This is a genomic window from Undibacterium sp. Dicai25W (assembly GCF_049340505.1).
Taxonomy (GTDB): domain Bacteria; phylum Pseudomonadota; class Gammaproteobacteria; order Burkholderiales; family Burkholderiaceae_D; genus Undibacterium; species Undibacterium jejuense.
Genome location: NZ_JBMPOQ010000013.1, coordinates 39,864 through 65,187 on the forward strand (window position 1 = coordinate 39,864; position 25,324 = coordinate 65,187).

At 45.6% G+C, this 25,324-nt stretch carries 26 protein-coding genes; 18 read left to right on the forward strand and 8 right to left on the reverse strand.

The features are described from left to right. Positions 1–60 precede the first annotated feature (60 nt). Both ACO0KY_RS14260 and pepN read right to left on the reverse strand, forming a co-directional pair. Complete coding sequence (locus ACO0KY_RS14260; protein ID WP_186913674.1) at positions 61–1,062, reverse strand: class 1 fructose-bisphosphatase; 1,002 nt, start codon at positions 1,060–1,062, stop codon at positions 61–63. 115 nt (positions 1,063–1,177) lie between these two features. Next, positions 1,178–3,856 (reverse strand): aminopeptidase N, encoded by a 2,679-nt coding sequence (gene pepN, locus ACO0KY_RS14265; protein WP_423047095.1) that lies wholly within the window; start codon positions 3,854–3,856, stop codon positions 1,178–1,180. A 578-nt stretch (positions 3,857–4,434) separates the two neighbouring features. Between pepN and ACO0KY_RS14270 the strand changes: the two genes are divergently transcribed. Further along, on the forward strand, positions 4,435–5,076 hold the full coding sequence (locus tag ACO0KY_RS14270) for a DUF4136 domain-containing protein (protein ID WP_423047097.1): 642 nt from the start codon (positions 4,435–4,437) through the stop codon (positions 5,074–5,076). 2 nt (positions 5,077–5,078) lie between these two features. Here ACO0KY_RS14270 and ACO0KY_RS14275 read toward each other — a convergent pair whose 3' ends face one another. Genes ACO0KY_RS14275 through ACO0KY_RS14290 form a run of 4 tightly spaced genes read right to left on the reverse strand, consistent with a single transcriptional unit; the run spans position 5,079 to position 9,386 of the window. Next, positions 5,079–7,295, reverse strand: coding sequence for a DUF1631 family protein (locus ACO0KY_RS14275; protein WP_423047099.1), 2,217 nt, complete (start codon positions 7,293–7,295; stop codon positions 5,079–5,081). 34 nt (positions 7,296–7,329) lie between these two features. Further along, positions 7,330–7,467 (reverse strand): hypothetical protein, encoded by a 138-nt coding sequence (locus ACO0KY_RS14280; protein WP_186913678.1) that lies wholly within the window; start codon positions 7,465–7,467, stop codon positions 7,330–7,332. Positions 7,468–7,477: 10 nt separating this feature from the next. After that, on the reverse strand, positions 7,478–8,452 hold the full coding sequence (locus ACO0KY_RS14285) for a quinone oxidoreductase family protein (RefSeq protein WP_423047101.1): 975 nt from the start codon (positions 8,450–8,452) through the stop codon (positions 7,478–7,480). A 22-nt stretch (positions 8,453–8,474) separates the two neighbouring features. After that, positions 8,475–9,386 carry a DMT family transporter gene (locus ACO0KY_RS14290; RefSeq protein WP_423047103.1) on the reverse strand — a complete coding sequence of 304 codons (912 nt, stop codon included), beginning with the start codon at positions 9,384–9,386 and terminating at the stop codon, positions 8,475–8,477. A gap of 657 nt (positions 9,387–10,043) precedes the next feature. Between ACO0KY_RS14290 and ACO0KY_RS14295 the strand changes: the two genes are divergently transcribed. The 9 genes from ACO0KY_RS14295 (at position 10,044) to ACO0KY_RS14335 (ending at position 19,118) form a co-directional block, all read left to right on the forward strand. Beyond that, positions 10,044–10,769, forward strand: a complete 726-nt coding sequence (locus ACO0KY_RS14295; protein WP_423047105.1) for a YebC/PmpR family DNA-binding transcriptional regulator — start codon at positions 10,044–10,046, stop codon at positions 10,767–10,769. 1 nt (position 10,770) lies between these two features. Further along, positions 10,771–12,045, forward strand: coding sequence for a phosphoribosylamine--glycine ligase (purD, locus tag ACO0KY_RS14300; RefSeq protein WP_423047107.1), 1,275 nt, complete (start codon positions 10,771–10,773; stop codon positions 12,043–12,045). Positions 12,046–12,140: 95 nt separating this feature from the next. Beyond that, positions 12,141–13,040 (forward strand): oxygen-dependent coproporphyrinogen oxidase, encoded by a 900-nt coding sequence (gene hemF, locus ACO0KY_RS14305; RefSeq protein WP_423047109.1) that lies wholly within the window; start codon positions 12,141–12,143, stop codon positions 13,038–13,040. After that, positions 13,031–13,702, forward strand: coding sequence for a nicotinate (nicotinamide) nucleotide adenylyltransferase (gene nadD, locus ACO0KY_RS14310; protein WP_186913684.1), 672 nt, complete (start codon positions 13,031–13,033; stop codon positions 13,700–13,702). Before hemF ends, nadD begins: the two co-directional genes overlap by 10 nt. Before the next feature lie 5 nt (positions 13,703–13,707). After that, positions 13,708–14,409, forward strand: a complete 702-nt coding sequence (gene rsfS, locus ACO0KY_RS14315; protein ID WP_186913685.1) for a ribosome silencing factor — start codon at positions 13,708–13,710, stop codon at positions 14,407–14,409. A 142-nt stretch (positions 14,410–14,551) separates the two neighbouring features. Then, complete coding sequence (rlmH, locus tag ACO0KY_RS14320) at positions 14,552–15,022, forward strand: 23S rRNA (pseudouridine(1915)-N(3))-methyltransferase RlmH (protein ID WP_423047112.1); 471 nt, start codon at positions 14,552–14,554, stop codon at positions 15,020–15,022. A gap of 29 nt (positions 15,023–15,051) precedes the next feature. After that, positions 15,052–15,669, forward strand: a complete 618-nt coding sequence (locus ACO0KY_RS14325; RefSeq protein ID WP_423047114.1) for a Maf family protein — start codon at positions 15,052–15,054, stop codon at positions 15,667–15,669. A gap of 12 nt (positions 15,670–15,681) precedes the next feature. Continuing rightward, entirely contained in the window at positions 15,682–17,148 is a 1,467-nt protein-coding gene (gene rng / locus ACO0KY_RS14330; RefSeq protein WP_422993580.1) for a ribonuclease G, read from the forward strand. A gap of 395 nt (positions 17,149–17,543) precedes the next feature. Beyond that, complete coding sequence (locus ACO0KY_RS14335; protein ID WP_423047116.1) at positions 17,544–19,118, forward strand: HDOD domain-containing protein; 1,575 nt, start codon at positions 17,544–17,546, stop codon at positions 19,116–19,118. A 102-nt stretch (positions 19,119–19,220) separates the two neighbouring features. On the opposite strand, the gene ACO0KY_RS14340 is transcribed toward ACO0KY_RS14335, so the two are convergent. Together ACO0KY_RS14340 and ACO0KY_RS14345 are read right to left on the reverse strand one after the other, a co-directional pair. Then, on the reverse strand, positions 19,221–19,688 hold the full coding sequence (locus ACO0KY_RS14340) for a hypothetical protein (RefSeq protein WP_423047118.1): 468 nt from the start codon (positions 19,686–19,688) through the stop codon (positions 19,221–19,223). 257 nt (positions 19,689–19,945) lie between these two features. Beyond that, positions 19,946–20,503, reverse strand: a complete 558-nt coding sequence (locus ACO0KY_RS14345; protein ID WP_423047120.1) for a hypothetical protein — start codon at positions 20,501–20,503, stop codon at positions 19,946–19,948. A 112-nt stretch (positions 20,504–20,615) separates the two neighbouring features. Between ACO0KY_RS14345 and ACO0KY_RS14350 the strand changes: the two genes are divergently transcribed. From ACO0KY_RS14350 to ACO0KY_RS14385, 8 genes are all read left to right on the forward strand, one after another. Continuing rightward, positions 20,616–20,972 carry a winged helix-turn-helix domain-containing protein gene (locus ACO0KY_RS14350; protein ID WP_186913713.1) on the forward strand — a complete coding sequence of 119 codons (357 nt, stop codon included), beginning with the start codon at positions 20,616–20,618 and terminating at the stop codon, positions 20,970–20,972. Positions 20,973–21,073: 101 nt separating this feature from the next. Continuing rightward, positions 21,074–21,496: a DUF2946 domain-containing protein gene (locus tag ACO0KY_RS14355; RefSeq protein WP_423047122.1), complete on the forward strand. Its 423-nt coding sequence runs from the start codon at positions 21,074–21,076 to the stop codon at positions 21,494–21,496. A 232-nt stretch (positions 21,497–21,728) separates the two neighbouring features. After that, the gene (locus ACO0KY_RS14360; RefSeq protein WP_423047124.1) at positions 21,729–22,334 is read left to right on the forward strand and encodes an SCO family protein; all 606 of its coding nucleotides are present in this window, start codon (positions 21,729–21,731) and stop codon (positions 22,332–22,334) included. 11 nt (positions 22,335–22,345) lie between these two features. Then, entirely contained in the window at positions 22,346–22,807 is a 462-nt protein-coding gene (locus ACO0KY_RS14365; protein WP_423047126.1) for a copper chaperone PCu(A)C, read from the forward strand. A gap of 48 nt (positions 22,808–22,855) precedes the next feature. Continuing rightward, positions 22,856–23,089 carry a hypothetical protein gene (locus ACO0KY_RS14370; protein ID WP_423047128.1) on the forward strand — a complete coding sequence of 78 codons (234 nt, stop codon included), beginning with the start codon at positions 22,856–22,858 and terminating at the stop codon, positions 23,087–23,089. Continuing rightward, entirely contained in the window at positions 23,086–23,631 is a 546-nt protein-coding gene (locus ACO0KY_RS14375) for a YcnI family protein (protein WP_423047130.1), read from the forward strand. Before ACO0KY_RS14370 ends, ACO0KY_RS14375 begins: the two co-directional genes overlap by 4 nt. A 46-nt stretch (positions 23,632–23,677) precedes the next feature. Next, on the forward strand, positions 23,678–24,679 hold the full coding sequence (locus ACO0KY_RS14380) for a TonB-dependent receptor (protein ID WP_423047132.1): 1,002 nt from the start codon (positions 23,678–23,680) through the stop codon (positions 24,677–24,679). 139 nt (positions 24,680–24,818) lie between these two features. Beyond that, complete coding sequence (locus ACO0KY_RS14385) at positions 24,819–25,190, forward strand: DUF2946 domain-containing protein (protein ID WP_423047134.1); 372 nt, start codon at positions 24,819–24,821, stop codon at positions 25,188–25,190. Positions 25,191–25,324 lie beyond the last annotated feature (134 nt).

A 25,324-nucleotide genomic window follows, 5' to 3' on the forward strand; every position in this document is an offset into this window, starting at 1 on the left:
CAAAAAAAAACCGCGAAAATTCGCGGTTTTTTTCTCATTGAAATAAAATCCGCAACCGGATTATTCCTGATGATATTGCGTAACGCGTTCCACTTCGTTTTTCGAACCCAGGAACACTGCAACGCGTTGATGCAAGGCTGTCGGTTGAATATCGAGCATACGTTGCTTACCGTTGGTCGATGCACCACCGGCTTGTTCAACGATGAAAGACATAGGATTAGCTTCATACATCAGACGTAACTTACCTGCCTTATCTGGTTCACGCTTGTCGGCTGGATACATAAAAATACCACCGCGATTCAAAATACGGTGCACATCGGCCACCATAGATGCAATCCAACGCATATTAAATTCTTTCCCGCGTGGGCCAGTAGAACCTGCCAACATTTCATCAACATAACGCGTGACTGGTGGATACCAGTGACGTGTATTGGAAGCATTGATCGCAAATTCTTTAGTGTCAGCAGGAATTTGCATATTGCGTTGCGTCAACACCCATGAACCCATTTCGCGATCCAGGGTAAAGCAATTGACGCCATTGCCCGTCGTCAATACCAGCACGGTTTGCGGACCATAGACCGCGTAACCTGCCGCAACTTGCTTGCTACCTGGCTGCATGAAATCTTGCTCTGTTGGCGTGGTCATTCCATCTGGTGCTTTTAACACGGAGAAAATCGTACCAATAGAAACGTTCACGTCGATGTTGCTGGAACCATCGAGTGGATCAAACAACAGCATGTATTCGCCTTTTGGATAGCGATTTGGAATTTGATGGATAGTTTCCATTTCTTCCGATGCCATCGCTGCCAGATGGCCACCCCATTCATTGGCTTCTAACAAAATTTCATTCGACAAAATATCGAGTTTCTTTTGTACTTCACCTTGTACGTTTTCGCTACCGGCGCTACCTAATACTTCACCGAGGGCACCTTTACCAACAGCGTGGCTAATGGTTTTACAAGCACGCGCAACCACTTCAATCAACAAGCGCAATTCTGCTGGGATAGAGTTATTGAGGCGCTGTTCTTCAACCAGATACTGGGTCAGACTGACACGTTTCATCTCATTCTTTCATTAAAAATAATCGTTTTAAGACTTCTTGCCATCTGCTAATCAATGACAAGACCATTGTTCAGCAATTTCAGCAGACAACAAGAAGGTGTAAATTAACGCTTCATCAGGCAGCCAAGGCTTTACCAATAACTTCCGCTACGTCTTTTGATAACTTCTTAGTTGCGGCAACCTTTTCCAATGCCAGCTTCATATGTTCTTGCAAATGCAGCGGGTATTTCTTCCAACGATCCAAGCTACGGGCCAGACGCGCGGCAACTTGTGGATTAATTTTATTAAGTTCAATCACCAATTCTGCCCACAAAGCGTAACCACTGCCATCAGCCGCATGGAAACGTGATGGATTCCCATTACAGAAACTGAAAGTCAAGCTGCGTGCGCGATTCGGGTTACCTAGGGTGAATGCTTTATGTTCCATCAATTCACGAACCTTTGCGACATCCGTTGTATCCGCAACTGCTTGCAACATGAACCATTTATCAATGACCAGTGCTTCTTTTTTGAAATCTTTATAGAATTTTTTCAAAGATTGTGCAGCGGCATTTGCTTGCGTCTCAGTCCCATGGAAGTTAGTCAGCGCCGACAAGGCTGCCAATCTGTCTGTCATGTTTTCAGCTTCATCGAACTGCGTTTGTGCCAATTCGAAAGTGCTTTCATCTGACCATGCAGACAGATAGGATAAAGCCAGATTTTTCAATGCACGTTTAGCCATTGAAATTGCGTCTGGCGTATATTGTCCTGGTGTCAGATTAGCCTCATAGGCCGACAGAAACTCAGACCGTAAATGCTGTGTTAAGGTCGTACGAACAAACTGACGTGCAGTATGAATCGCTTGCGGATCAACAACATCAAATTCTTCAGCAATCATTGCTTCTGATGGCAAGGTCAATACTAATTCACGGAACGATGGATCAAGGCTTTCATTGACAAGCGTTGCGCGCAAGGCTTCGATGAACATACTGTCGAGCTCCAGCGTTTCGCCAGCCTGCACTGCCTTGGTCAATTTCACCAGACGACGGGTTGCCAGACGTTGACCAGCCTCCCAGCGATTAAATGGATCACTATCATTGGCCAACAGCAGGCCAAGTTCTTCATCGCTATACTCGATATCAAGTAGCACCGGTGCCGAGAAATTACGCAGCAAAGAAGGAACTGGTTTTGCCGCAACACCTGTAAAGGTAAAAGTCTGACTGGCTTCGGTCAATTCCAGTATCAGATTTGTTGCACCAGCCAAAGCTGGATACGCATCGCAATGCAAGGCAATATCTTTACCTTCAGCATCCAATAAGCCCATCGTTACAGGAATATGAAATGGCAGTTTTTCGTCCTGGCCTGGCGTTGCAGGACAAGATTGTGACAGCGTCAATTGGTAGGTTTGTGTCTCAGCATCATACGTTGTTTCAGCTTTTACGCGTGGTGTTCCAGATTGGCTGTACCAACGTTCAAACTGGGTCAGATCACGCCCACTGGAATCCGCCATCGCCGCGCGAAAATCATCGCACTCCACTGCTTGGCCATCGTGGCGCGCAAAGTATAAATCCATACCTTTACGGAAGCCTTCATGCCCCAGCAGCGTGTAATACATACGCACCACTTCCGATCCTTTTTCATAGATCGTTACGGTGTAAAAATTGTTGATCTCGACAAAAGAATCAGGACGAACAGGATGCGCCATTGGCCCTGCATCTTCCGAGAACTGGACTTGACGCAAAACGCGCACATCTTCAATACGTTTCACCGCACGACCGGTTGTTGTACCGACCAGATCTGCAGAAAACTCCTGATCGCGGAAAACAGTCAAACCTTCTTTTAAGGACAATTGGAACCAATCGCGGCAAGTGACGCGATTACCCGTCCAGTTATGGAAGTATTCATGACCAACTACCGATTCAATACCGGCATAATCCACGTCCGTTGCGATGCGAGAATTTGCCAATACGTATTTAGTATTGAAAATATTCAAACCCTTATTTTCCATCGCGCCCATATTGAAATCGCTGGTCGCCACGATCATAAAGCGATCCAGATCGAGTTCCAGACCAAAGCGCTCTTCATCCCAACGGATACTGTTTTTCAGGGAATCCATCGCATGCTGGGTTTTGTCCAGATTACCGTCTTCCACCCACACTTGCAGCAATACTGAGCGACCAGATTTGAGGGTGTAATTTTCTTCCTGGCAGACTAATTTACCGGCGACCAGTGCAAACAAATATGAAGGCTTTTTGAATGGATCTTCCCATTTAGCGAAATGGCGTCCATCGCCCAAATCACCTTCTTCGATCAGATTGCCGTTACCCAGCAAGATCGGGAATTTTTTCTTATTAGCGCGCAGCATGACAGTGTATTTTGCCATCACATCCGGGCGGTCAGGGAACCAGGTAATCTTACGGAAGCCCTCTGCTTCGCATTGGGTAATGAAATTACCGTTCGATGCATACAAACCAGACAAGGAGGTATTCTTCAACGGCTTAATCAGCGTTTCGATCTCCAATGTCACTTCATCTGGCGCGTTAGCAATGCGCATAACTTCGCCATCTATCGTGTAGGCGTTTTTTTTCAAATTGACGCCATTCATACGCAATTGCAACAGCTTGAGCGAAGCGCCAAACAAAACCAGATCCTTTTCGGCGCTGTCGTGGTTACGGCGCATGGTTATGCGGGTAGCAACATGGGTTTCATGTAAATCCAGATCAAAACCCATTTCGACCGTGTCAACCCAGAAGCCTGGAGCAACATAGTCTTTGCGGAAAATGGTTGGTGGGATAGCAGCGATATCGTTACTCATGGGATGAATGTCTCTTGAAAAAAGTGAATATCACGGGACTAAGGCGAAATAACTCTGGTAGTGACTGGCAACAATCAAGGATGATAAATCCCGGCTACCAAAAGCCATCATGCCAGTTTTGAGTTACTAAGTCAGTCCTTTATCAAAGTTTCATGAACTTTGCTCAGACCAGCATTTTACCAAGTCAGCAGGTGATAGGCATAAAACACGCACAAAATAGCCTATATACATCAATCACGGCATATTCTAAAAGCTGTTCCAGTTGCCGTTCCACCGTAAAAACCTGTGTAAAAAGCGACAGCGTGTGCACTCATGCCAGTCTAATTCACTGATTTTCAGGAACTATTGGAATCAAGCGTAGTCATAAAGTTACAAGTTGAAATAGACATTGTCACAAATCGTCTTATCATAGTGATCTTTAGCCGCGCCAACGCAAAAGTAGTTTTTGGCTAAATTAAGCGAGTTTGATAGTCAAATTCTCCTGAATATTGTTCAAGCGAGGATTCCAAAAAACCATCTGCAATCTTCCAGCAGAATTGAGCTATTGGGTCGCTTTTGATCAGATTAAAGGAGTTGAAATGAAACGTTTTTTAAGCGCCACAATCATCGCCGTCAGCATGATACTGACTGGATGTGCAACCACTTATAGCAGCCAGGTCAGTGTTTTTCACGAATGGCCACAAGGAAATCAGGATAAATCGTATATTCTGGAACGCTTGCCAGCTCAGGAAAACAATCCTGAATACAAATTTTATGAAGAAGAGTTAAGAACTCAACTTGGCTTACACGGCTTTAAAGAAATCGCAGTGGGCGCGACACCTGCTCTCAAAATTGGCATGCAATACGGAACGACCATGAGCGAATTGCAATATTCCAGCGCTTGGCATCCTGCAATGTATGACCCGTTCTGGAACATGCATTTCCGTCGTGCTTACTTATACGATCCGTATTTTCCATATTACGGAAGGCGCTTGTCCGGTCCGATTGATATTAATGTCACGCGCTACTATTTGCATCAATTAGAAATCGATATGAGTGACTTTGCGAGCAATAAAAAGCTGGCTTCGATCAGAGTCAGCAGCGAACAAACAGAACCAGAAATTTCTAAGCAAATGCCATATTTGATAGAAAGTGCGCTGCAAGGTTTCCCTGGCAAAAACGGCAGCACTACTAATGTAGAACTGCCGCTCAATAAGGACCATAAGGACACAAATAAATAGAATTAACCCGGAGGATCGCGCAAAGCTTCAACCAAAGCGCGATCCACCACCGAAGCAGCTGATATCTCTACTGCGCCTCCACTACGAAACTGTGTCACCAACTCCTCGCTGGAAATTGAAAATGAATCGTGCCCTTGCCGATTGGTGAAAATATAGCGAGTACGTTTTGGGCTAACCCAAGCCAGCTTGAAACGTGTCGTTACACCAGCACTGGTCGTAAAATCAACCCAAACACCACGCTCTAATCCTTCCACCATTTGTACACATTCATCTGGAATGTGTTCATGCTGATCCTGCACATGTCGGTTTAGACGTTTTTCACTTGCCCGTTGTGCGATATTAACGGCAATTTCCAACTGACGCCGCGGAGATAACTCTAACGGCGCTCTGGCGATGGCCGCATGACGTTCGGCTAGTTTAGAGAAGAACAAAACACGTTCAGGTTCATCCCATTTAATCGCATTCAACCAGGCATTGAGCAGAGTCAGCATGGATGGCAACTTACTGACCAATTCTTTACGCTCTTCCGAACTATTTTTCGGTTTCAGGCTCCAGATCAGATCGTCCATCGTCCGCAAAGCATTTTCCAATGCATTGGGCTTTTCTTCTTTCACATTATGAGCAATGGTTAAAATTCTGATCCATTGATCCAGCAAAAACTCTTCCAGAAAACCGGCAACCTCGCCGGTTTCTACCCGAATCGCGACGTCGTTTTCGGCAAATTCGCGCGCCAGTCGCATTTTTTCTTGTTTGAGTGCCAGTGCTACTGGTTCAACAATTGATTGCTCCGCGGTTTGTTCTTCTTCTTTGAGAAAGGCCTCAAGATCAGCAACCACATCGGAAAAAAGGTCAATCTGCTGATCAAAATCCTGCTGAACTTTTTCAACTATCCCTTCTATCATCTGGAACAAAGGGTCTTCCGCACTAGCATCTCCGCTAAAAAACACGCTGGACTTAGCCAAGGTATCGATCAGAACACGCGCTGGATGGTTATCTTTAAAGAAAAAATCCTTGTCCATCAATGCGACCTTGAGGGTCGGTATCTGTAACTGTCCGATCAAGCTTTTGATTTCGTCGGGAATACTCGTATCGTTAAATACATAATCAAAAATACGCGCCAACAACTCAATGGTATTTTGATCGATATGCGTTAACTCAGTTGCTGACGCATTTTGTGAGAGTTGCCGCAGATGCGTGCTGTCTCGCGGCGTTTCTGCAGATGTCTGAGATCGCTGCAACCCCGTCAGATAATTAAAAAACTCGCGATCAATCGTTACGGTTTCCGCACTCTTCCCTCTCGTATAGGACTGCTCTCGTGGTGCATCTGACCAGCTATTGGTATCACCCAAGCTGGCACGCCCCTCAGCAAAATCACGCTCCTGATCAGCCGCATAGGTGGAGTTGAACGAGGTTTCGCGTTCATTTTTTTCGTCTTGCTTGGACACGGAAAAAATATTTCTTAATTTATTTTCCAGATACGGATCCTGCAGGTCCAGATCATTTTGACGGGTGCGCATTAGACGTTTTTTATCTTCACGTTTAGCATTATCAATATCGACTAAAATACCACGCTCTATCAAAGCGTCGTTCAAACCTTGATAGACGCTGTTGAGTTGCAAAAACAATTCTGGTTGCAGCAATCGCAACACCAAATGCTGAGTTTCTTTACTCGATTCAAATTCTGACCACGCTTGTGTTACTGCGGAAACAAACAATTCCGGACGAAACGGGTTTTGCGAAACACTAATTGGTGTGCGTCTCAACACATGGCCAATACGAATATTGAGCGCCACCAACTGATCAGCATTATTGACTTCGAGCGCGTTGCTCAAATTATTCGTCAACACCTTATTTTCCATCTCTTCAAAACTGACGAGTGAAAAATCCTGTCCCTCCACCGTTGCTTTCGCTTTTTTGCGTGTATTAACCACACTCACTTCTTTGGTCAAGACGGCATTGATCTGAGATGTGAGTATTTTATAAAAACTGCCTGGATTTCGTTTTAGCAACTGATATGCCAAAAAGCTGCTACCTGCTTCCTCCGGTCGTACCGTCTGGTCAGAAACCACAAACAATGCCTGCGTCAAGCGCGATGCAAATGCCTCTAGCTGCGACGACACCAGATTAGTCGCAATCGGTACCAGACTCTGCAGCAAGAGCAAGCGACTGGAGCTAGAAAATTCACTTTTCTTAGCAGTGTTTAAAGGAATGGTGTCCATGACTCACATTATAAAAATACAAATAAAGCAAAAACTAGGAGGAGTAATACGCCTCACTAGCTATCGTCACCAACACAATCAACATGACTGCGACGAGCAAGACGACGAGTAAACGACCAAACTTAGGACTTGAACTAGTACCAGTTGGTAAATCCGCGTTATTCTGAGCCATATCTATTGCCTTATGGAATTAATAATGTAGAACCTGTTGTTTTTCGCGCTTCTAAGTCTCGGTGCGCTTGTGCAATCTCACTCAGGGGATAACGTTGGCGAATATCAATTTTGATTTTGCCACTCTCCACCATCGCAAATAAATGCGCTGCCATCATTTCCAGATCAGCACGTTTAGCGGTGTAATTCATCAGACTCGGACGTGTAATGAACAAAGAGCCGCGCGAGGCTAATTCGTTCAATGCAAATGGTGGAACTGGCCCTGACGCGTTACCAAAACTGACCATCATCCCCAGAGGGGCGAGGCAATCCAAAGAACCTGTGAAAGTATCCTTGCCAATCGAATCATACACAACTGGCACACCTTTTCCTTCGGTAATTTCTCTCACCCGCTGAACAAAATTCTCAGTATTGTAGTTAATGACGTGAGTACAACCATGCTCTTTGGCCAGAGCTGCTTTCTCATCAGATCCAACTGTACCTATCATCGTAACGCCAATCGCCCTAGCCCACTGACAAGCAATCAAACCAACCCCACCAGCCGCAGCATGGAATAAGATGGTTTCTCCGCCTTGCAAAGGAAAAGTTCTGTGAAACAGATATTGCACTGTCAAACCTTGCAACATCATGGCAGCGGCAGTATCAAAAGAAATGCTATCTGGTAGTCGCACCAGATTGTCTACCGGCATGATGCGCGCCTCAGCATATGCACCTATCGGACGCCCCGCATACGCTACACGATCACCCACCGCTACATAGCTCACGCCCGCACCAACGGCTTCAACAATGCCCGCAGCCTCCATCCCCAAACCCGCCGGCAAAGTTTGCGGATATAAACCCGTTCTGAAGTAGACATCAATGTAATTCAAGCCGCAGGCTTTATGCCTTACCAATACTTCACCTGGTCCTGGCGTGCCTAGTTCAATGTCCTCATACAGCATCACGTCCGGACCACCTGCCTCTAACATTCTGACCGCTTTTACCATCTCCGCCCCTTTTAGCTATTTGTTACGACTTCTTTTTCGATAACAAGTACATCCCTCCCATTACCAGAGCTGTACCACCCAATTGCCACGTCGTAATCGCTTCATTGAGAAAAAAAGCGCCCAAAAATAGGGTTGAAACTGGTCCTATCATCCCCGCTTGTGAAGCGGTCGCAGCGCCAATACGCTTTACGGCGATCATCGTCATAAAAACCGGCAATACCGTGCAAAACACGGCATTAATCAAAGACAGCCAATACACCTCAACCGGTTGGATCAACATAGAAACGGGGTGCAATAGAAAAAATTGCCCAACACAAGCGGCACTGGAAACGCACATAGCGTATGACACCAGTCTTAGCGAGCCAATCTTCGTCACCATTTGACCTGATTGGATCAAATACACAGCGTAGGATATTGCCGCCCCAAGCACCATGGCTGATCCTAGCAAGACCTTATCACCACCAAATTTCAGATCATGTAAAAAGACTAAAACAATACCAAAGTAACTAACCAGCAAAGCTGCTAGTTCCAGTGTAGACACTTTTCGTTTAAAAAATAGCGCTGACATAATTAAAACAAACGAGGGCGTTAAAAATAAAATCAAGCGCTCTAAGCCTGCCGTAATGTATTGCAATCCCAAAAAATCCAAAAATGATGATAAATAATAACCAATCAAGCCAAGAGCAATCAAACGCCAACGCTCTGATTTAACTAAGGGTGGTGATTTGCGCATCTGCCATACAGCGATGACAGCAAACAATGGAAAAGAAAATGCCATACGAAAGCCGATTAGAGTCACGGCATCGACGTGGTAACGATAAATCAGCTTGGCAACAATGGCCTTGGTTGAAAATAAAATAGCACCAGTCAGGGCAATCAGTAAGCCGCCAAGATAATGCTGACGCGAAAAAGAGGGAGTGGATTGTACGTTCATGGACGCAATTGTAAGGTGATATTTCAAAAACAGATTTAATTACAAAAAATGTTAATTAAATGCTCAAGATCAACAAAAAATAGTTGTTGAATTTCCGCCAGGAAAAGATATAACAATTCATCACAAATCTTGGGGCAAAATCACCTTGAATGTGACTTTGCTTAACGATTTACAAATGTCAGTTTGCTTACAATTTGTATTTCTTTTACAACGAGCAAAAACACCATGGAAATGTATTCTCCTCGCCTACAGTTCGCTGAAAATGCAAGACCGCGCCCAAAACTCGCCAATAAAGCCACGTCGGGGTCAATTGGTACGATCGTACATTTTCAAAGTAAAAACTCAGACAATCAATTACGACAGCTATTTCAACGCTTATTCAAAAACGAACCATCAGCCTAAACTAGCTCTCAAATTAATTAATCTGACAAATAAATCATTTCCATCGAAAACTGATGACGATGAATTCCCGGTCTTAATTCCGTCATTCACAGCAGCTCAAATTTTTTATGTATAGCAAAGCTCAAACTTAAAGGTATTGATTTCAAGAATTTCTGCAGTGCCAATATGGTAAAATGCTGGTCTTCAATATCAAACTAAGCCAGGCAAAACTGCCACCTCAAGGGTGCATTGTTGCCGATTCAGGAAAGAGCGATCATGGCAGGACATAGTAAATGGGCCAATATTAAGCATAAAAAAGCGGCGACTGATGCAAAACGCGGCAAAATCTGGACCCGTCTGATTAAAGAAATTACCGTTGCTGCCCGTATGGGCGGTGAAGATGTCGACTCCAACCCACGTTTGCGTCTCGCAGTGGATAAGGCAGCCGACGCCAATATGCCTAAAGAAAACGTCACCCGTGCGATCCAACGCGGTGCAGGCACATTAGAAGGCGCTAATTACGAAGAAGTTCGCTATGAAGGTTATGGTATCGGTGGTGCTGCGCTGATCGTCGACTGCATGACTGATAATCGCGTCCGTACTGTGGCTGAAGTCCGCCACGCTTTCAACAAATACGGCGGGAATATGGGCACCGAAGGCTCGGTTGCTTTCATGTTCAAACATTGCGGACAGATGTTATTTGCACCAGGCACCAATGAAGACGCTCTAATGGACGCCGCGCTCGAAGCTGGTGCTGACGACGTTATTACGGATGACGAGGGCGGTATCGAAGTCTTGTGCGCACCTTTTAGCTTATCGGATATCCGTTCCGCACTGGAAGCCGCCGGATTCAAGCCCGAAGTTGCAGAAGTCCTCATGAAACCAGATGCAGAAACCGTCTTCACCGGTGAAGACGCCATCAAAATGCAAAAATTGCTGGACGCGCTGGAAAATCTGGACGACGTACAAGAAATTTATACCAATGCCATCGTAGAAGAATAATATGAAAATTCTCGTTGTCGGCTCGGGTGGCCGTGAACACGCACTCGCCTGGAAACTGGCTCAATCAGAACGCGTACAAACCATTTTTGTCGCACCGGGTAATGGCGGTACTGCCAGTGATATCCGGCTCAAAAATATCAACATTACCGATCCGGTCGCATTGGCGGATTTTGTTGAGCAAGAGCACATAGGCTTAACCGTGGTTGGCCCTGAAGTGCCACTGGCGGCCGGCATCGTGAATATTTTCCGCGATCGTGGTCTGAAAATTTTTGGTCCATCCAAAGAAGCTGCGCAATTAGAAAGCTCTAAGGATTTCGCCAAAGCGTTCATGAAAAAACATGCGATTCCGACCGCGGAATATCAGACTTTTTCAGATTTGCAAGCGGCACATGATTACATCGACGCCAAAGGCGCGCCTATCGTAATCAAAGCGGATGGCTTAGCCGCGGGCAAAGGCGTCGTCGTTGCCATGACGCTGACTGAAGCGCATGATGCGGTCGATATGATGTTGTCTGACAACAAACTCGGCGATGCAGGGGCACGCGTTGTCATCGAAGAATTTTTGGTCGGCGAAGAAGCCAGTTTTATCGTGATGGTCGACGGTAAAAATATTTTGCCGCTAGCGACCAGCCAGGATCATAAGCGCTTGCTGGACAATGACGAAGGCCCGAATACCGGTGGCATGGGCGCCTACTCCCCTGCCCCTATCGTCACGCCACAACTGCATGCCCGCGTGATGCGCGAGATCATTGACCCGACAGTACAAGGCATGGCAAAGGACGGCATCGTCTTTACTGGCTTCCTCTATGCAGGTCTGATGATTGATGAGCACGGCAATCCTAAGACACTGGAATTTAACTGCCGCATGGGCGACCCTGAGACACAGCCTATTATGGCGCGTTTGAAAACCGACTTATTGCACGTGATGGAACATGCCGTCAATGGTACGCTCGACACAGTAGAGCTGGAATGGGACAGGCGCACAGCAATGGGCGTGGTCATGGCTGCGGCGGGTTATCCAGATACACCACGCAAAGGCGATAAGATTACCGGTATTCCGGCAGAAACTTCGGACAGCATGACGTTTCATGCAGGCACCGTATTAAACGAAAAAACCTTGTTATCGAACGGCGGTCGTGTTTTGTGCGTAGTTGGATTGGGTGACACTGTCAAGCTGGCGCAAAAACATGCGTATGATGTCGTGGAAAAAATCCACTTTGACGGCGCACAATACCGTCACGATATTGGCTGGCGTGCACTCAACAGAAAGCACTAAGCTTTAACATCAATGAGCTTTTCGGCTCAAGTCCTGTACAATAATGGGGGCTGGACTGTGTCCAGCCCGTCTTGCTTTTTAATGAAGGCAACAGAATGACGGATACACAAGCTGTTAAAAATTACTTTTTATCTCTACAAGCGAGCATCGTTGCGTCGCTGGAAGAAGTTGACGGTAAACGATTTTTAACCGATAGCTGGGAACGCCCTGAAGGTGGCGGCGGAATTTCCCGCGTAATTGAAGAAGGACAGGTATTTGAACGCGGCGGCGTTAATTTTTCCCACGTTATGGGGAACAATTTACCACCATCAGCCGCTGCCAGCCGTCCTGAATTAGCTGGCAGAAGATGGGAAGCCATGGGTGTTTCGCTGGTGTTACACCCGCGCAATCCTTATGCACCAACAGTACACATGAATGTGCGCTTCTTCATCACCCATGCGGAAGGACAAGAACCCGTATGGTGGTTCGGTGGAGGCATGGACTTAACACCGTATTATGGTTTTGAAGAAGACGCACGACATTTTCATCGAACTTGCAAAGATGCCGTTTCACCTTTTGGCGCAGACTTACATCCGCGCTTTAAAAAATGGTGCGATGAGTACTTTTACCTCAAGCACCGCAAAGAAGCTCGCGGTGTAGGTGGTATTTTTTATGATGATTTTAATGAACTCGATTTTGCCAGTAGCTTTGCGATGACGCGGGCAGTTGGTGATGCTTTTGTGCCAGCCTATCGCCCTATTCTTGAAAAGCGTCACGCACTAGTCTATGGTGAACAAGAGCGTGATTTCCAGGCGTATCGACGCGGGCGCTATGTAGAATTTAATCTGGTGTTTGATCGCGGCACGCATTTTGGCCTGCAATCAGGCGGCAGAACCGAATCCATCCTGATGTCGATGCCACCGATTGTTAAATGGCGCTACAACTGGACACCAGTGGCTGATAGTGCAGAAGCAAAGTTAGCAAGCGATTTTCTGGCGCACCGGGAATGGGTATAAGTAATATTAAAACACGTTGTGTGCTTGTATTGGGTGGTAGTTTTGACCCGGTACACATAGGACACATCGCCTTAGCGAGCAGCCTGACACAACTGCTCAAGCCGGATGAATTACGTATCATCCCAGCTGGGCAACCGTGGCAAAAAAACGCTCTGACGGCTACATCAGAGCAAAGAGTCAGTATGCTAAAACTGGCTTTTGAAAATTGGACAGACTGCCCCCTTTATATTGACGAGCAGGAAATCCGACGCGCAGAACGACAGCAAAGCAGTTACACCATTGATACACTCAGACAACTGCGTGCCGAACTAGGAGCAGAAACGTCGCTGAACTTTGCGATGGGAGCAGATCAGCTATTGAATCTGCATACCTGGCATCAATGGCGTGATTTATTCGAGGTAGCTAATTTATGTGCTGCGGCACGACCCGGATATAGTTTAAAGATAGCTTCACAAGACGTCGCTAAAGAATGGCAAGACCGGCTCATGAATGGTAAGGAATTACGATCCAGATCGCACGGAGGAACCGCTTTGGAACCCGAGTTAGCGATCGATGTGTCAGCAACCCGACTGCGCACTGAATTAAAACAGCATAACCCGACAATGAGATTGCTAGTCCCTCACAAGGTGCTAGACTACATACAACAACATTCAATTTATTAAAAAAAATGGATATCAAAAAATTACAAACTCTGGTCGTTGACGCTTTGGAAGATGTAAAAGGTCAAGACATACAACTGTTCGATACTACCCACCTGACTAGCTTATTTGACCGCGTTCTGGTCGCGTCTGGTACTTCAAACCGTCAAACTAAGGCATTGGCTGCATCAGTTCGCGATAAAGTCAAAGAAGCCGGCGGCAACATCGTCAGCGTCGAGGGTGAAACCACAGGCGAATGGGTACTGGTCGATCTGGGTGATATGGTTGTCCATATCATGCAACCAGCTATCCGCGCTTACTATCGTTTAGAAGAGCTGTGGGGCGACAAGCCTGTTAAATTAGGCGCTGAAAAACGTACGTCCAAACGCACGGCTGCCGAGCCAGCCGAAACAGAGAAGCCAAAACGTGCTCCACGCAAAGCAACTGGCAAAGCCGCACCGCTGGAAGTGACACATGACATGATGGCGATTCAGACAACACTGGATGATGAAAAGAAACCAGCCCGCAAACCACGCGCATCCAAAGCGGTCGATGGTGATGCAAAACCAGCACGTAAGCCAGCGACACGCAAAGCAGCAGATGGTAGCGCCGCCAAACCAGCCAAAATCCCTACTGGTGGTCGTGTGAAAGTTGCCGCGACTAAAACCGCTACTGCTTCCGCAAAGCAAGCTGCAGCAAAACGTCCGGCACGTAAGAAAGTAGCTGAATAAGCGACGGAATCAATACTGCGTTCATGCTAAGTAGAAAGCAAATGGCTGCCTCGTGCAGCCATTTGCTTGACTGGCGCTATACTTATCGTGGTTAGGTCATTTCGATTTATTCATCATACAGATTTTTATTTAAAGTATTACCATGCAACTCATCATCGCCGCTGTCGGCCATAAAATGCCAGACTGGATAGAAACTGCCTTTCAAGAATATGCCAAGCGTATGCCGCCTGAAATTCGCATCCATTTGAAAGAAATTAAACCAGTCGAACGCTCCGGCAGCAAAACCGCTGAGACGGTGATGGCTTTAGAACGCGCCAAAATTGAAGCAGTCATTCCCAAAAATGCGCGCGTGATTGCACTTGATGAACGTGGCAAAGATTGGACCAGCGTCGCCTTATCCCAAAATTTAAGTAACTGGCAGCAAGATGGTCGTGACGTGGTATTTGTCATTGGTGGTGCAGATGGCCTGGATGCTGGTTTCAAAGCAAATGCTGATGGCCTGATACGGATTTCCAGCTTAACTTTGCCACATGGAATGGTCAGAGTCATCCTTGCTGAACAACTGTACCGCGCCTGGACAATTACCCAGAATCATCCGTATCATCGAGTATAAATACAAAATAAATACAAAATTACATCGATATGCATCAAGAAAATAAAATTTATCTGGCATCCAAGAGCCCGCGTCGTCGCGAATTACTGCATCAGGTCGGTATAGAATTTGATTTACTGCTATTGCGTGATGCCGCACCGCGCGGGCCAGATGTGACCGAAATCGTCTTACCGGGCGAACTACCCTACGACTATGTCAGCCGCGTCACCCAAGAAAAGGCCGCGATGGCATGGAAGGTCATGCAAATGCGTAAGCTACTCCCAAGACCCATTTTAGCCGCCGACACCACCGTCGTTCTGGATCAGCAGATTTTAGGCAAGCCAGCAAACCGGGATGAAGCTATTCAGATGCTGACTCAACTGGCGGGTAAAACACATCAGGTATTGACCAGTCTGGCAGTTCAGCATGCACATGGACTTGAGGCGATTACCCAAACCTCCGAAGTCAGCTTCGCGCCTTTGACCGATGCACAAATTCACGCCTACTGCCTGACCACCGAGCCCTACGATAAAGCCGGTGGTTATGGTATCCAAGGTGTTGCAGCACGCTTTATTTCCCACATCGATGGCAGTTATTCTGGCATCATGGGGCTACCCTTATTTGAGACTTGCAAAGTGTTACGTCAGTCTGGAATTTTTATCCCTTAATTTCTGAATTTCATGAGCGAAAACCTCCTCATCAACATCACACCGCAAGAAACCCGCGTGGCCCTGATTTTTCAAGGTGCGGTTCAAGAATTACACATAGAGCGCACTTTATCCCGTGGTCTGGTTGGTAATATCTACCTCGGAAAAGTGGTTCGGGTGCTACCCGGCATGCAATCAGCATTCATCGATATTGGCCTGGAACGTGCAGCGTTTTTGCACATTGCCGATATCTGGGATGCCCGCCCGCCAGAGGGAAATTCGTCGACGCCGCTGACCCCCATCGAAAAACTGCTGTTCGACGGACAAGCCATTACAGTTCAGGTGATTAAAGACCCTATCGGTACCAAAGGTGCTCGATTGTCGACGCAGATTTCTATCGCCGGCCGCATGCTCGTCTACTTGCCACAAGATTCTCACATCGGCATTTCTCAAAAAATCGAGAATGAACAAGAGCGTGAAGCCTTACGCAGTAAAGTACAGGGCCTGCAACAACCAGATGAAAAAGGCGGCTTCATCGTCCGCACCATGGCAGAAGATGCCTCCAATGAAGACCTGAAGGCTGACGTCGATTATTTACGCCGCACCTGGTCCACCATCACCCAGTTAGCCAAAACTCAACCGCCAACTACCCTGCTCCATCAGGATTTGAATCTGGCACAACGTGTGCTGCGCGACTTTGTGAATGAAGAAACCGACAGCATCCAGGTCGATTCTCGCGAGAATTATTTGATGTTGCAGGAATTTGCGGTTCGCTACATGCCATCAGTGATTCCCAAGCTACAGCACTACACTGGTGAGCGCCCTCTATTTGATCTGTATGGCGTTGAAGAAGAAATCGAACGTGCCCTAGGACGTCGGGTTGACCTCAAATCTGGCGGCTACCTGATCATCGATCAAACCGAAGCCATGACCACCATTGACGTCAACACCGGTAGCTTTGTCGCTGGGCGTAACTTTGATGACACAATCTTCAAAACCAATCTGGAAGCCGCACACGCCATTGCACGTCAACTGCGCTTACGCAATCTGGGTGGCATCATCATTCTCGATATTATCGATATGGAGAATGAAGAACATAAAACCGCGGTATTGGCTGAACTGAATAAAGCGTTGTCACGCGACCGCACTAAATTGTCAGTCTCTGGTTTTTCGGCATTGGGATTGGTTGAAGTCACTCGCAAACGTACTCGCGAATCGCTGGCCCACATTTTATGTGAAACCTGCCCAGCCTGCTCAGGCAAGGGACAGGTAAAAACGGCACGCACGATTTGTTATGAAATTTTGCGCGAATTATTACGTGAGGCAAAACAATTTAACCCACGTGAATTCCGCATCATGGCGTCGCAAATCGTGGTCGATATGTTCCTCGAAGAAGAATCACAACACCTGACTATGTTGGGTGATTTTATCGGCAAGCCGATCTCCTTGCAGGTCGAAAACATGTTTCATCAAGAGCAATACGACATTATTCTGATGTAAGAAAGGTCGTTCAGTACTTCAAACCAGTTGAAAAATTGCTTTATAAGAACTTTTCTACTGCCGGAAATTCTCGTCCCACTTACTGTTTCAATGCCAACACACACAACTAACTTTTTGGTTGCGTGTGCCTAAAGTCATTGCTATAATTTTTATATCAATATTAGAGATATATTAGAAACGATAATCGAATGACGTCATAAAGCATGGTGAGCAAGACCGCATGACCGCTATCACCCCGTCCACTTCCGGTGTGCTTATGTTGATCACGACTTTTAGTCGAAATGGCATTACTGATTAGAGGGCATCAGCGTTTGATGAACATTCGCAGAACAAATTTTTACCCAAATTCACATTAGCGTTTTTGATTACCAACATAGGATGAAATCGCATAATTTATGGGCTATTTAGAATCAGCAAGTTCGCTCCCTGCTTTGCCAGACTCAAGACTTGACCGTCTTCTCCGGAAAATTAACGAAGAAACCAATTTACCGACACTGGGAATAGCAATTGCCAAGGTAGTCGAGATCACTTCTTCTTGCGAGGATTCGGTAGCGCAGCTAGCGCATTTTGTGCTTTCCGATGTTGGTCTTACGCAGAAAATTTTACGTTTATCAAATACAGTGCAATATCGTACAAGCTCAACAGCCGCGGTCACAACCATATCGCGTTCTATTTTTTTACTGGGTTTTAATACGGTAAAGACCAGTGCTATGGCGATGTTGCTGGTTGATTTTTTTAAGGACAAAACACAGGCAGTCAGTGTGCGGAAAGAATTAGTCCGGTCTTTGTGCGCCAGTATTATCGGGCGGGAAATGTCGCAAAAAGGACGCTTTCAAAACAGCGAAGAAGCAGCTATTGCAGCTTTGTTTAAGAATGTCGGCCGTGTCTTAGTCGCGTCTTATGATCATCTGCTCTATACTCAAATCGAAAGAATCTGTGGTGCAACGGAGTCTAGTTCTGTCGATGCAGCGCAAATGTTATTAGGTTGCAGCTTTGAGCGCTTTGGAGAAATGGCTTTGCAGAGCTGGAACATTCCAGACGCAATCGTACAAGCAATAGCTCCGCTGCCAAATGGTGATTTGCAAAAGACACCGCTTCGCAATGATTGGCTCAAACAAGTCGCCAGCTTTAGCGATGCATTGGCAGATATAGTGATGATCGGCCAACATAATGCTCCCGGGCGCATGGACGCAATTTTGCAAAAATACGGTCAGGTGCTCGAAATTGACAAAAAAGCCTTAAGTACCATGCTTGTCAAGATTGAGGCAGAGACGCGGCAATTCGCCAAGAGCATGAATATTATGCTTCCACATGGGTTAAGCGATACTGAACAGTTAAAAAATTCAAGCGGGGTTCCGAGCGAATTTCTCTTGAAAACAATTGATCCCATACCAGAACAAAATGCCAACCGCTATGCGAGTGGCAAACCCTACAATGCCCGCGATTTACTATTAGCTGGCATGCAAGACGTTACGCAAATGCTTGCTTCTGAAGATTTACAATTAAATGACTTAATCCTACTGGTGTTAGAAACGCTCTATAGCAGCATGGGGTTTCGCTTTGCAACAGTGTGTCTACGTGACGTCACGAGTGGCCGCTACACATCACGGATTGCAGTCGGAGAAAATTATGCATCGCGTCAGAAGGGTTTTAATTTTACTTTTAAATCTGAAGCTGACTTATTTCATCTGGCGATGAGCAATAATGTTGATGTCATGATTTCCGATGCGAGCGTACCGAAAATTCGCAGCTTGCTACCTTTGTGGTACCAGGAAATTTTACCTGACGCAGGTAGTTTTATGATTTTGCCATTAGTGGTTCAAAAAAAACCATTAGGCTTCTTTTATGCAGACCGTGCTGTAGCAGAAGAAGATGGCGTTTCAGCAGAAGAAACCACAATGATTAAAACCTTGAAAAGTCAGTTACTTACTGCAATGATGCGAGGCACAAAAATCGCAGCACACGTATGAGTGAGAACTCGCATAGAAAAACCGATTAATAGTGAACTGTCTCTGAAACTTTATCTTTACGCTTAGATCACTAAAAAAATGTAGATAAAATAAGTGGCTCGCTTAATTTTCAGTTTCGATTAAGCCATATCTACCTACAGTTTTTTGAAATGTTACTGTTCCTGACGAATCGATAATTTTCAGATTCAAATCAAAATCGGAACTCGCATTTTGCGCACGTATTGCATAGTGCTTACTTAAAGCGATGTGCAAGCTACGTCCATCACTACCTCTTTTACCCAGCTCATTTAAGCTTACCGCATCATACATTCTGAACTTACCAGCATTCTTTATCTGGAATTTGGTATCAGAATTAGTTGCGCCACCGGAGAAACAAGATTGAATAGCGATCTCCGACCGCACTTGATTTATGGGATCAAAACCACACGTCAAAACTGCCTCATATTCTTTTGTTTCGCCTAAAGAATCCGAGGAAGGATGCATAGCTTCTTTTTCCATATTTATACCGCATGCTAACAAAAACAGAGGCGCCCAAATAATATGAATACGGTTGAAAGCGTGTTTTCTCATACCAATACACTCATTAAGACCTAATTTAAAAAGCAACAAAATATTAACCGATATAATAACCATATCGATATAATTTTCATAGCATTTAACTCAAAGTTCATGAAAAGAAATTCCAGTCAGTCCTGAACATCAACACAAAGTTAGAGGGAAAAAATTTGTGATAGATACGAAGAAAAATAATAGCAACCGATAGATGCCTGAGCACCAGTTCGCAACCACCATACAAACAAAGGCACTACAGGAAAAAGAGTATTAATTTAGTTTTGCTGGGGCAATTTTAACGACGGTAAAAAATTCAGTAAGCCTTTCATTGCGTAGACAATGATCAAACTCCCGAATAAGTCGCCTGCGAACATCACAAAAAATCCCGATAAAAAATCTTGTGTGTCACCATGCACAAAGAACCAAATATGATGCAAAAACGGACTTGCAAACGCATAAGCAATCACACAGAGCAATAATCGTTTTGGCGTCAGATTAATTAAATTAGTTTTTAAACCATATAAATACTCTGCTACCCGATATACCAAATATGGTGCCGCCGCTGCCAGGATACCCCCCATAAAGGAGCGAAGATAATCATCCTGAAAAAAATAAAAGAAGCAAACCGCCCACGATACAATCAGCAAACCAACAGCGCCAGCGCCACCAAACAACAAGGTACTCAAAAGACGCACACCAGCTGGTAAATATATCCAGTTAATTCCGCGCGCAAATTCAAATCGGGTAAATATCATTTCATTGATAAATAGCGTTAGAATAAACAAAAAAATAGTAGCCGTGATCATGGCAATATTGAGGCGTAATTGAGACATAGATAGTCAAGCAGAAAAGCTCGTAAGGGCGGCACTTCAGGCACAGGATGTGCTAAATAATAGATCGGTATAATATGCTTTAATCTTTCCAATTCGGTTGCAATCATCCAACATGAAACAGACATCCCGACCTGCCGACATATATTTAAGATTTCTGCAATTGGCAGAAACCTTGCGTGGCTTACCATCGCTACCATCACTCGACCCTTTGGAAGAGCGTATTCTGGAACTCGTCGCCAGAACCAGGCAAACCCAAGAACGCTTATCAGTGCGAGATATGATGGCAAAGAGTGAACTGGGATCACCAGCCATGCTCCATAGCCGCCTGAAATCGATGCGTGAAAAAGGTTGGATTATGCTGACAGACACCGAAGACAGCAGGAGAAAACAAATTGAATTAACCCAGGCGGCATTATTGCATTTTGATAAACTTTCAAAATGCTTAGTTCAAGCAACCAAACATATTTAAAGCAAGGCAACATGCATTACATGTCAGTTGTCAGATACAAATTTATCTATTAATTGATATAGATTCAAACTTTTATTCACGGTCTTGGTTATAATCCGCGCATGAGAAATTTTTTGAATTCCCGCAAGTGGCATATCTGGATCGCATGTTTTGCGATACTGATCAATGCGCTTGCGCCTTCGATTTCTCAAGCGTTTGATTTAATGAACGCCAAAACTGGCTTGCCTGGCTTTGCTGAAATCTGCACGACCCAGGGCGCCAAAATAGTATCAGATCAAGTAACATCTGCATCTCTGCAAAACCAATTTCCAGCAAAAGACCCGCTGCAATCGGTATTGCATCATATGCAGCATTGCCAGTGCTGCGTTACGCATGCTGACAACCTGGCATTGCCCTTCCCTGACAGCCAGCAAGTTGCGATCATAGAAGGGCATGATGCCTATCCTGCATTGTTCTATCATTCCCCCACTACGCTGTTTTCATGGGCAACTGCGCATGCGCGCGCCCCACCTGCCTCTGCTTAAGACTTTGTCATGGTTTATCTGCCATCCACAGATAAACTGATACCTGCCGTAACCGGGAATAAGTCGTTGTTCATTCAAAAATTGAGTTCTTGATCTGAAATTTATCTTTTAGATTCAATGCCAATTCCGTCTGCACATTGTTCATTCTTAAGGTTTAACGGTTTTTTGTACTAGCGAGCAATCGCTGATCCTGATTCGCTAAGCGGGATTCATCGTGCAACAGAAGCAAACAATGAATTCAATACGACGTAACACACTAGGCATGCTGAGCATGCTTGGCATCGCTTGCCTATCTCTAAGCGCATGCAAACGCAACACGCCAGTCTTTAACGGTATTGATATTACCGGGGCCGATTATGGCAGTGATTTTCATTTGACTGGTCAAGATGGCAAAACCTATTCTTTGAGCCAATTCAAAGGCAAATACGTATTGCTGTTTTTTGGCTATACACAATGCCCCGACATTTGCCCCACGGCATTGACCCGTGCACTCAATATACGCCAACAATTAGGTGCTGACGGTACGCAACTTCAGGTTGTTTTTATTACCGTCGATCCGGAACGCGACACCCCGCCATTGCTGACAGAGTACATGCATGCGTTTGATCCGACATTTCTGGGACTGTTTGGCACTACGGAACAGACCCAGGCGGTTGCGAAAGCATTCCGCGTCTTTTACAAAAAGGTTCCCAGCGGTAGTTCCTATAGCATGGACCACACTGCGATCAGTTACCTCTACGATACCAACAACAAGATTCGCCTCGCCTTCAAACACGAACAAAGCGCTGAACAATGTGCCGCCGACATTCGTACTTTAATTCAAACTCAATCAAGCTAAGGAAAAACATCATGAAAATCTTCAATCAAGTTGTCATCAGCAGCATTCTTTCCATCACCGCCTTCGCCGCCCAGGCACAAGTCAAAGTGACCGATCCGTGGGTCAGAGCAACGGTCGCGCAACAAAAAGCAACTGGCGCTTTTATGCAATTAAGCTCGCCACAAAATACACGCCTGATTGAAGTCCATACCAATGCTGCTGCATCGGCAGAAGTACATCAAATGGAAATGGTCGACAACGTCATGAAAATGCGTGAAGTCAATGGTCTCGATCTGCCAGCCAATAAAACAGTGGAGTTAAAACCAGGTGGTTATCACGTCATGTTGATGGGCTTAAACGCGCAAGCAAAAGTCGGTGATGTGATCCCGCTGACCCTGGTATTTGAAAACAAAGACAAAAAACGTGAGACCGTAAATGTCAATGCCGTCGTCAAGCCTCTGACTCAAACGTCTATGCCGGAACATCAGCATTAACCAATATTAACCAATATTAATCAACATCCTTCAAGGCAGACAATGATCATGAATGCGCAACGATCAAAATTCAGTATCAATGCCGCTATTTGTTTAAGCGTATTACGTAGCTTTAATGTGGCAGCAATGTGTGCGCTGGCTGTATGGCATGGCTATGTGTTTCATTTGAATCAGGCTCTGCTTGAAGCAGAAAATAAAAAATCACCGACACCGCCAGCTCATATCAAATTACAGCGTATTGCAGCGGCTTCGACAACTTTCTATTTGAAGGTCCAATCATGAAAAACTCTATCATCATCCGCCGTGCAGCAATGACAATTGCTGGCATATTCTTCTCCCAACTTGCCGCTGCACATATCACTATCGATCAGGCTACTGCAACCACAGGCGCTTACCAAAAACTGACGTTTAAAGTCGGTCATGGCTGTGATGGCAGCGCTACCAATCTAATTAAAATCAGCATTCCGGAAAACGTCGCCGGCGCCAAGCCTATGCCAAAAGCAGGATGGCAACTGTCCACAAAAATAGAAACACTGGCGACACCTTATACATCACACGGCAAAACCATCAGCAGCGATGTGCGTGAAATCAGCTGGGTTGGTGGACCATTGCCAGACGCCTACTACGATGAATTTTCTGTCCACGTAAAACTGCCTGACACCCCGGGAAAACTGTATTTCAAAGTCACTCAACAATGTGAAAAAGGAAGTTTGGAATGGGTGCAACTGCCACAAGAAGGACAAAATAAAAATGAATTAAAGTACCCGGCACCAGGAATTGAAATTATTCCCGCAACCACGCACGAACATATGCACCAGCACTAAGCCAAAAACAACAATACTCTTTCAAAAATATTCACAGAGAATAACAATGAACCTCAAAAAAGTCAGCCTTTTAGCGACCAGTATTGCTCTCCTGTTTCCAGTATTGGCACATGCTTGCGCAAGCTGCGGTTGCACCTTAAGTCCGGATTGGGACGGCACAAATACGACCGGTCAGCCAGGTTTTAAATTAGACGTGCGTTACGATTATCTGAATCAAAATCAATTGCGTTCCGGAACCAGTACAATTAACCCCGCAGTCGCCAGTCAATTCGTCAATAGCACGGGGCCTCAAGAGGTAGAGAAATTTACCAAAAATAATTACATCACAGTGGGTCTGGATTACTCGAATGGCGGCAATTGGGAAGTCAAGCTTCAGGTACCCTATATCAACCGTAACCATAGCACTTTGGGCACAGCCTCTGATGGCACAACAGCGGGTGCAGGAGGCGGTCAATATGACTCACAAACCTCGGGTATAGGTGACGTCAAAATCATCGCGCGTTATATCGGCTTGTCTGAATCACATAAATTCGGTGTCTTATTCGGTGCCAAATTAGCGACAGGCAGTCATACCTTGACTGGTACTTCAACCGATGCCACAAACCCAGGCACGGCACCAATTGATCGTGGATTGCAGCCTGGTACAGGCACAACCGATCTTATCCTTGGTGTTTCATATGCTGATAGTCTGAATACTGACTGGTCTTATTTTACGCAAGCAATCGTGCAAACTGCACTCAATTCCAGCGATCAATATAAACCAGGTACGGGATTAAATATCAATGGTGGCTTACGCTATAACGGCTTCGAAAAATTCAAACCTATGGTGCAATTCAATGCCAAATATGTACAGCATGACACAGGGGACAACGCCGACACCATTAGCACTGGAGGCACGCTGGCCTATATCAGCCCGGGTGTTTTAGCCGTAGTGAGTGACACTGTTTCTGTCTACGCTTTTGTACAAGCCCCCATTTATCAAAACGTCCGTGGTGTGCAACTTGCGCCACGTTACACCGCTTCTGTTGGCGTCAAAGTCGCGTTCTGATTGACGCAAAGCTGATCTGATGTTCAGGTTCCAAACCTGCGTCAGGTCAGCAGTTTTTTCATCCTTTTAAAAGATTCATCGCGTACAACCGCCAATGAAATGTCATGCATTTACTCGCAATTTGATCTTCGGAATCGCTATGTTGGCGATGCTGATGCTCACGCTTGCTCCGGCGATATCAAGTGTGCTGCTGAGCGATGTTAATCAGGGTCAAGCAAGTATATGCAGCACCAGCAATGCGGTTGGCGATCTCAGCCTGATCGCGCGATCAACGGAAAATTTTCCGCGCAAATCACATTGGCATTTTAGCCATTGCCAATACTGTTTCACCCATGCAGGTTCATTTCTCATGCCAGGTATGGCAAGCATATTTGTACCTGGCATACAAGCAGGATTTCACTATCCAGTAGCATTCTATGAATCTTCTGTTCCACTATTTACCTGGTTTTCATCACAACCACGAGCACCTCCTCGCGTTTTTCGCCTGGCACCACAAAACGCAACTTTTTAGCGCGTAGCCTGGGCAAGTAAAGCTTGTCATTCATTTGTACATCAAGACATTTCTCTCCTTCTTTGAATGACTGAGATGATCGCTTTATGCACGCCATTTTTATTCGCATTTATTATTCGTTTTTTGAATTGAAT

Bases quoted from the DNA above. Each gene is read 5' to 3' on its own strand.
- ACO0KY_RS14270 (WP_423047097.1), top strand. From the start codon at position 4,435: ATGAAACGTTTTTTAAGCGCCACAATCATCGCCGTCAGCATGATACTG.
- ACO0KY_RS14380 (WP_423047132.1), top strand. From the start codon at position 23,678: ATGAACCTCAAAAAAGTCAGCCTTTTAGCGACCAGTATTGCTCTCCTG.
- ACO0KY_RS14355 (WP_423047122.1), top strand. From the start codon at position 21,074: ATGAGAAATTTTTTGAATTCCCGCAAGTGGCATATCTGGATCGCATGT.
- rsfS (WP_186913685.1), top strand. From the start codon at position 13,708: ATGGATATCAAAAAATTACAAACTCTGGTCGTTGACGCTTTGGAAGAT.
- hemF (WP_423047109.1), top strand. From the start codon at position 12,141: ATGACGGATACACAAGCTGTTAAAAATTACTTTTTATCTCTACAAGCG.
- ACO0KY_RS14385 (WP_423047134.1), top strand. From the start codon at position 24,819: ATGTTGGCGATGCTGATGCTCACGCTTGCTCCGGCGATATCAAGTGTG.
- ACO0KY_RS14325 (WP_423047114.1), top strand. From the start codon at position 15,052: ATGCATCAAGAAAATAAAATTTATCTGGCATCCAAGAGCCCGCGTCGT.
- ACO0KY_RS14350 (WP_186913713.1), top strand. From the start codon at position 20,616: ATGAAACAGACATCCCGACCTGCCGACATATATTTAAGATTTCTGCAA.
- ACO0KY_RS14370 (WP_423047128.1), top strand. From the start codon at position 22,856: ATGAATGCGCAACGATCAAAATTCAGTATCAATGCCGCTATTTGTTTA.
- ACO0KY_RS14360 (WP_423047124.1), top strand. From the start codon at position 21,729: ATGAATTCAATACGACGTAACACACTAGGCATGCTGAGCATGCTTGGC.
- ACO0KY_RS14295 (WP_423047105.1), top strand. From the start codon at position 10,044: ATGGCAGGACATAGTAAATGGGCCAATATTAAGCATAAAAAAGCGGCG.
- nadD (WP_186913684.1), top strand. From the start codon at position 13,031: ATGGGTATAAGTAATATTAAAACACGTTGTGTGCTTGTATTGGGTGGT.
- rng (WP_422993580.1), top strand. From the start codon at position 15,682: ATGAGCGAAAACCTCCTCATCAACATCACACCGCAAGAAACCCGCGTG.
- ACO0KY_RS14335 (WP_423047116.1), top strand. From the start codon at position 17,544: ATGGGCTATTTAGAATCAGCAAGTTCGCTCCCTGCTTTGCCAGACTCA.
- ACO0KY_RS14340 (WP_423047118.1), bottom strand. From the start codon at position 19,688: ATGAGAAAACACGCTTTCAACCGTATTCATATTATTTGGGCGCCTCTG.
- rlmH (WP_423047112.1), top strand. From the start codon at position 14,552: ATGCAACTCATCATCGCCGCTGTCGGCCATAAAATGCCAGACTGGATA.
- ACO0KY_RS14280 (WP_186913678.1), bottom strand. From the start codon at position 7,467: ATGGCTCAGAATAACGCGGATTTACCAACTGGTACTAGTTCAAGTCCT.
- ACO0KY_RS14275 (WP_423047099.1), bottom strand. From the start codon at position 7,295: ATGGACACCATTCCTTTAAACACTGCTAAGAAAAGTGAATTTTCTAGC.
- ACO0KY_RS14290 (WP_423047103.1), bottom strand. From the start codon at position 9,386: ATGAACGTACAATCCACTCCCTCTTTTTCGCGTCAGCATTATCTTGGC.
- pepN (WP_423047095.1), bottom strand. From the start codon at position 3,856: ATGAGTAACGATATCGCTGCTATCCCACCAACCATTTTCCGCAAAGAC.
- ACO0KY_RS14345 (WP_423047120.1), bottom strand. From the start codon at position 20,503: ATGTCTCAATTACGCCTCAATATTGCCATGATCACGGCTACTATTTTT.
- ACO0KY_RS14260 (WP_186913674.1), bottom strand. From the start codon at position 1,062: ATGAAACGTGTCAGTCTGACCCAGTATCTGGTTGAAGAACAGCGCCTC.
- ACO0KY_RS14285 (WP_423047101.1), bottom strand. From the start codon at position 8,452: ATGGTAAAAGCGGTCAGAATGTTAGAGGCAGGTGGTCCGGACGTGATG.
- ACO0KY_RS14375 (WP_423047130.1), top strand. From the start codon at position 23,086: ATGAAAAACTCTATCATCATCCGCCGTGCAGCAATGACAATTGCTGGC.
- purD (WP_423047107.1), top strand. From the start codon at position 10,771: ATGAAAATTCTCGTTGTCGGCTCGGGTGGCCGTGAACACGCACTCGCC.
- ACO0KY_RS14365 (WP_423047126.1), top strand. From the start codon at position 22,346: ATGAAAATCTTCAATCAAGTTGTCATCAGCAGCATTCTTTCCATCACC.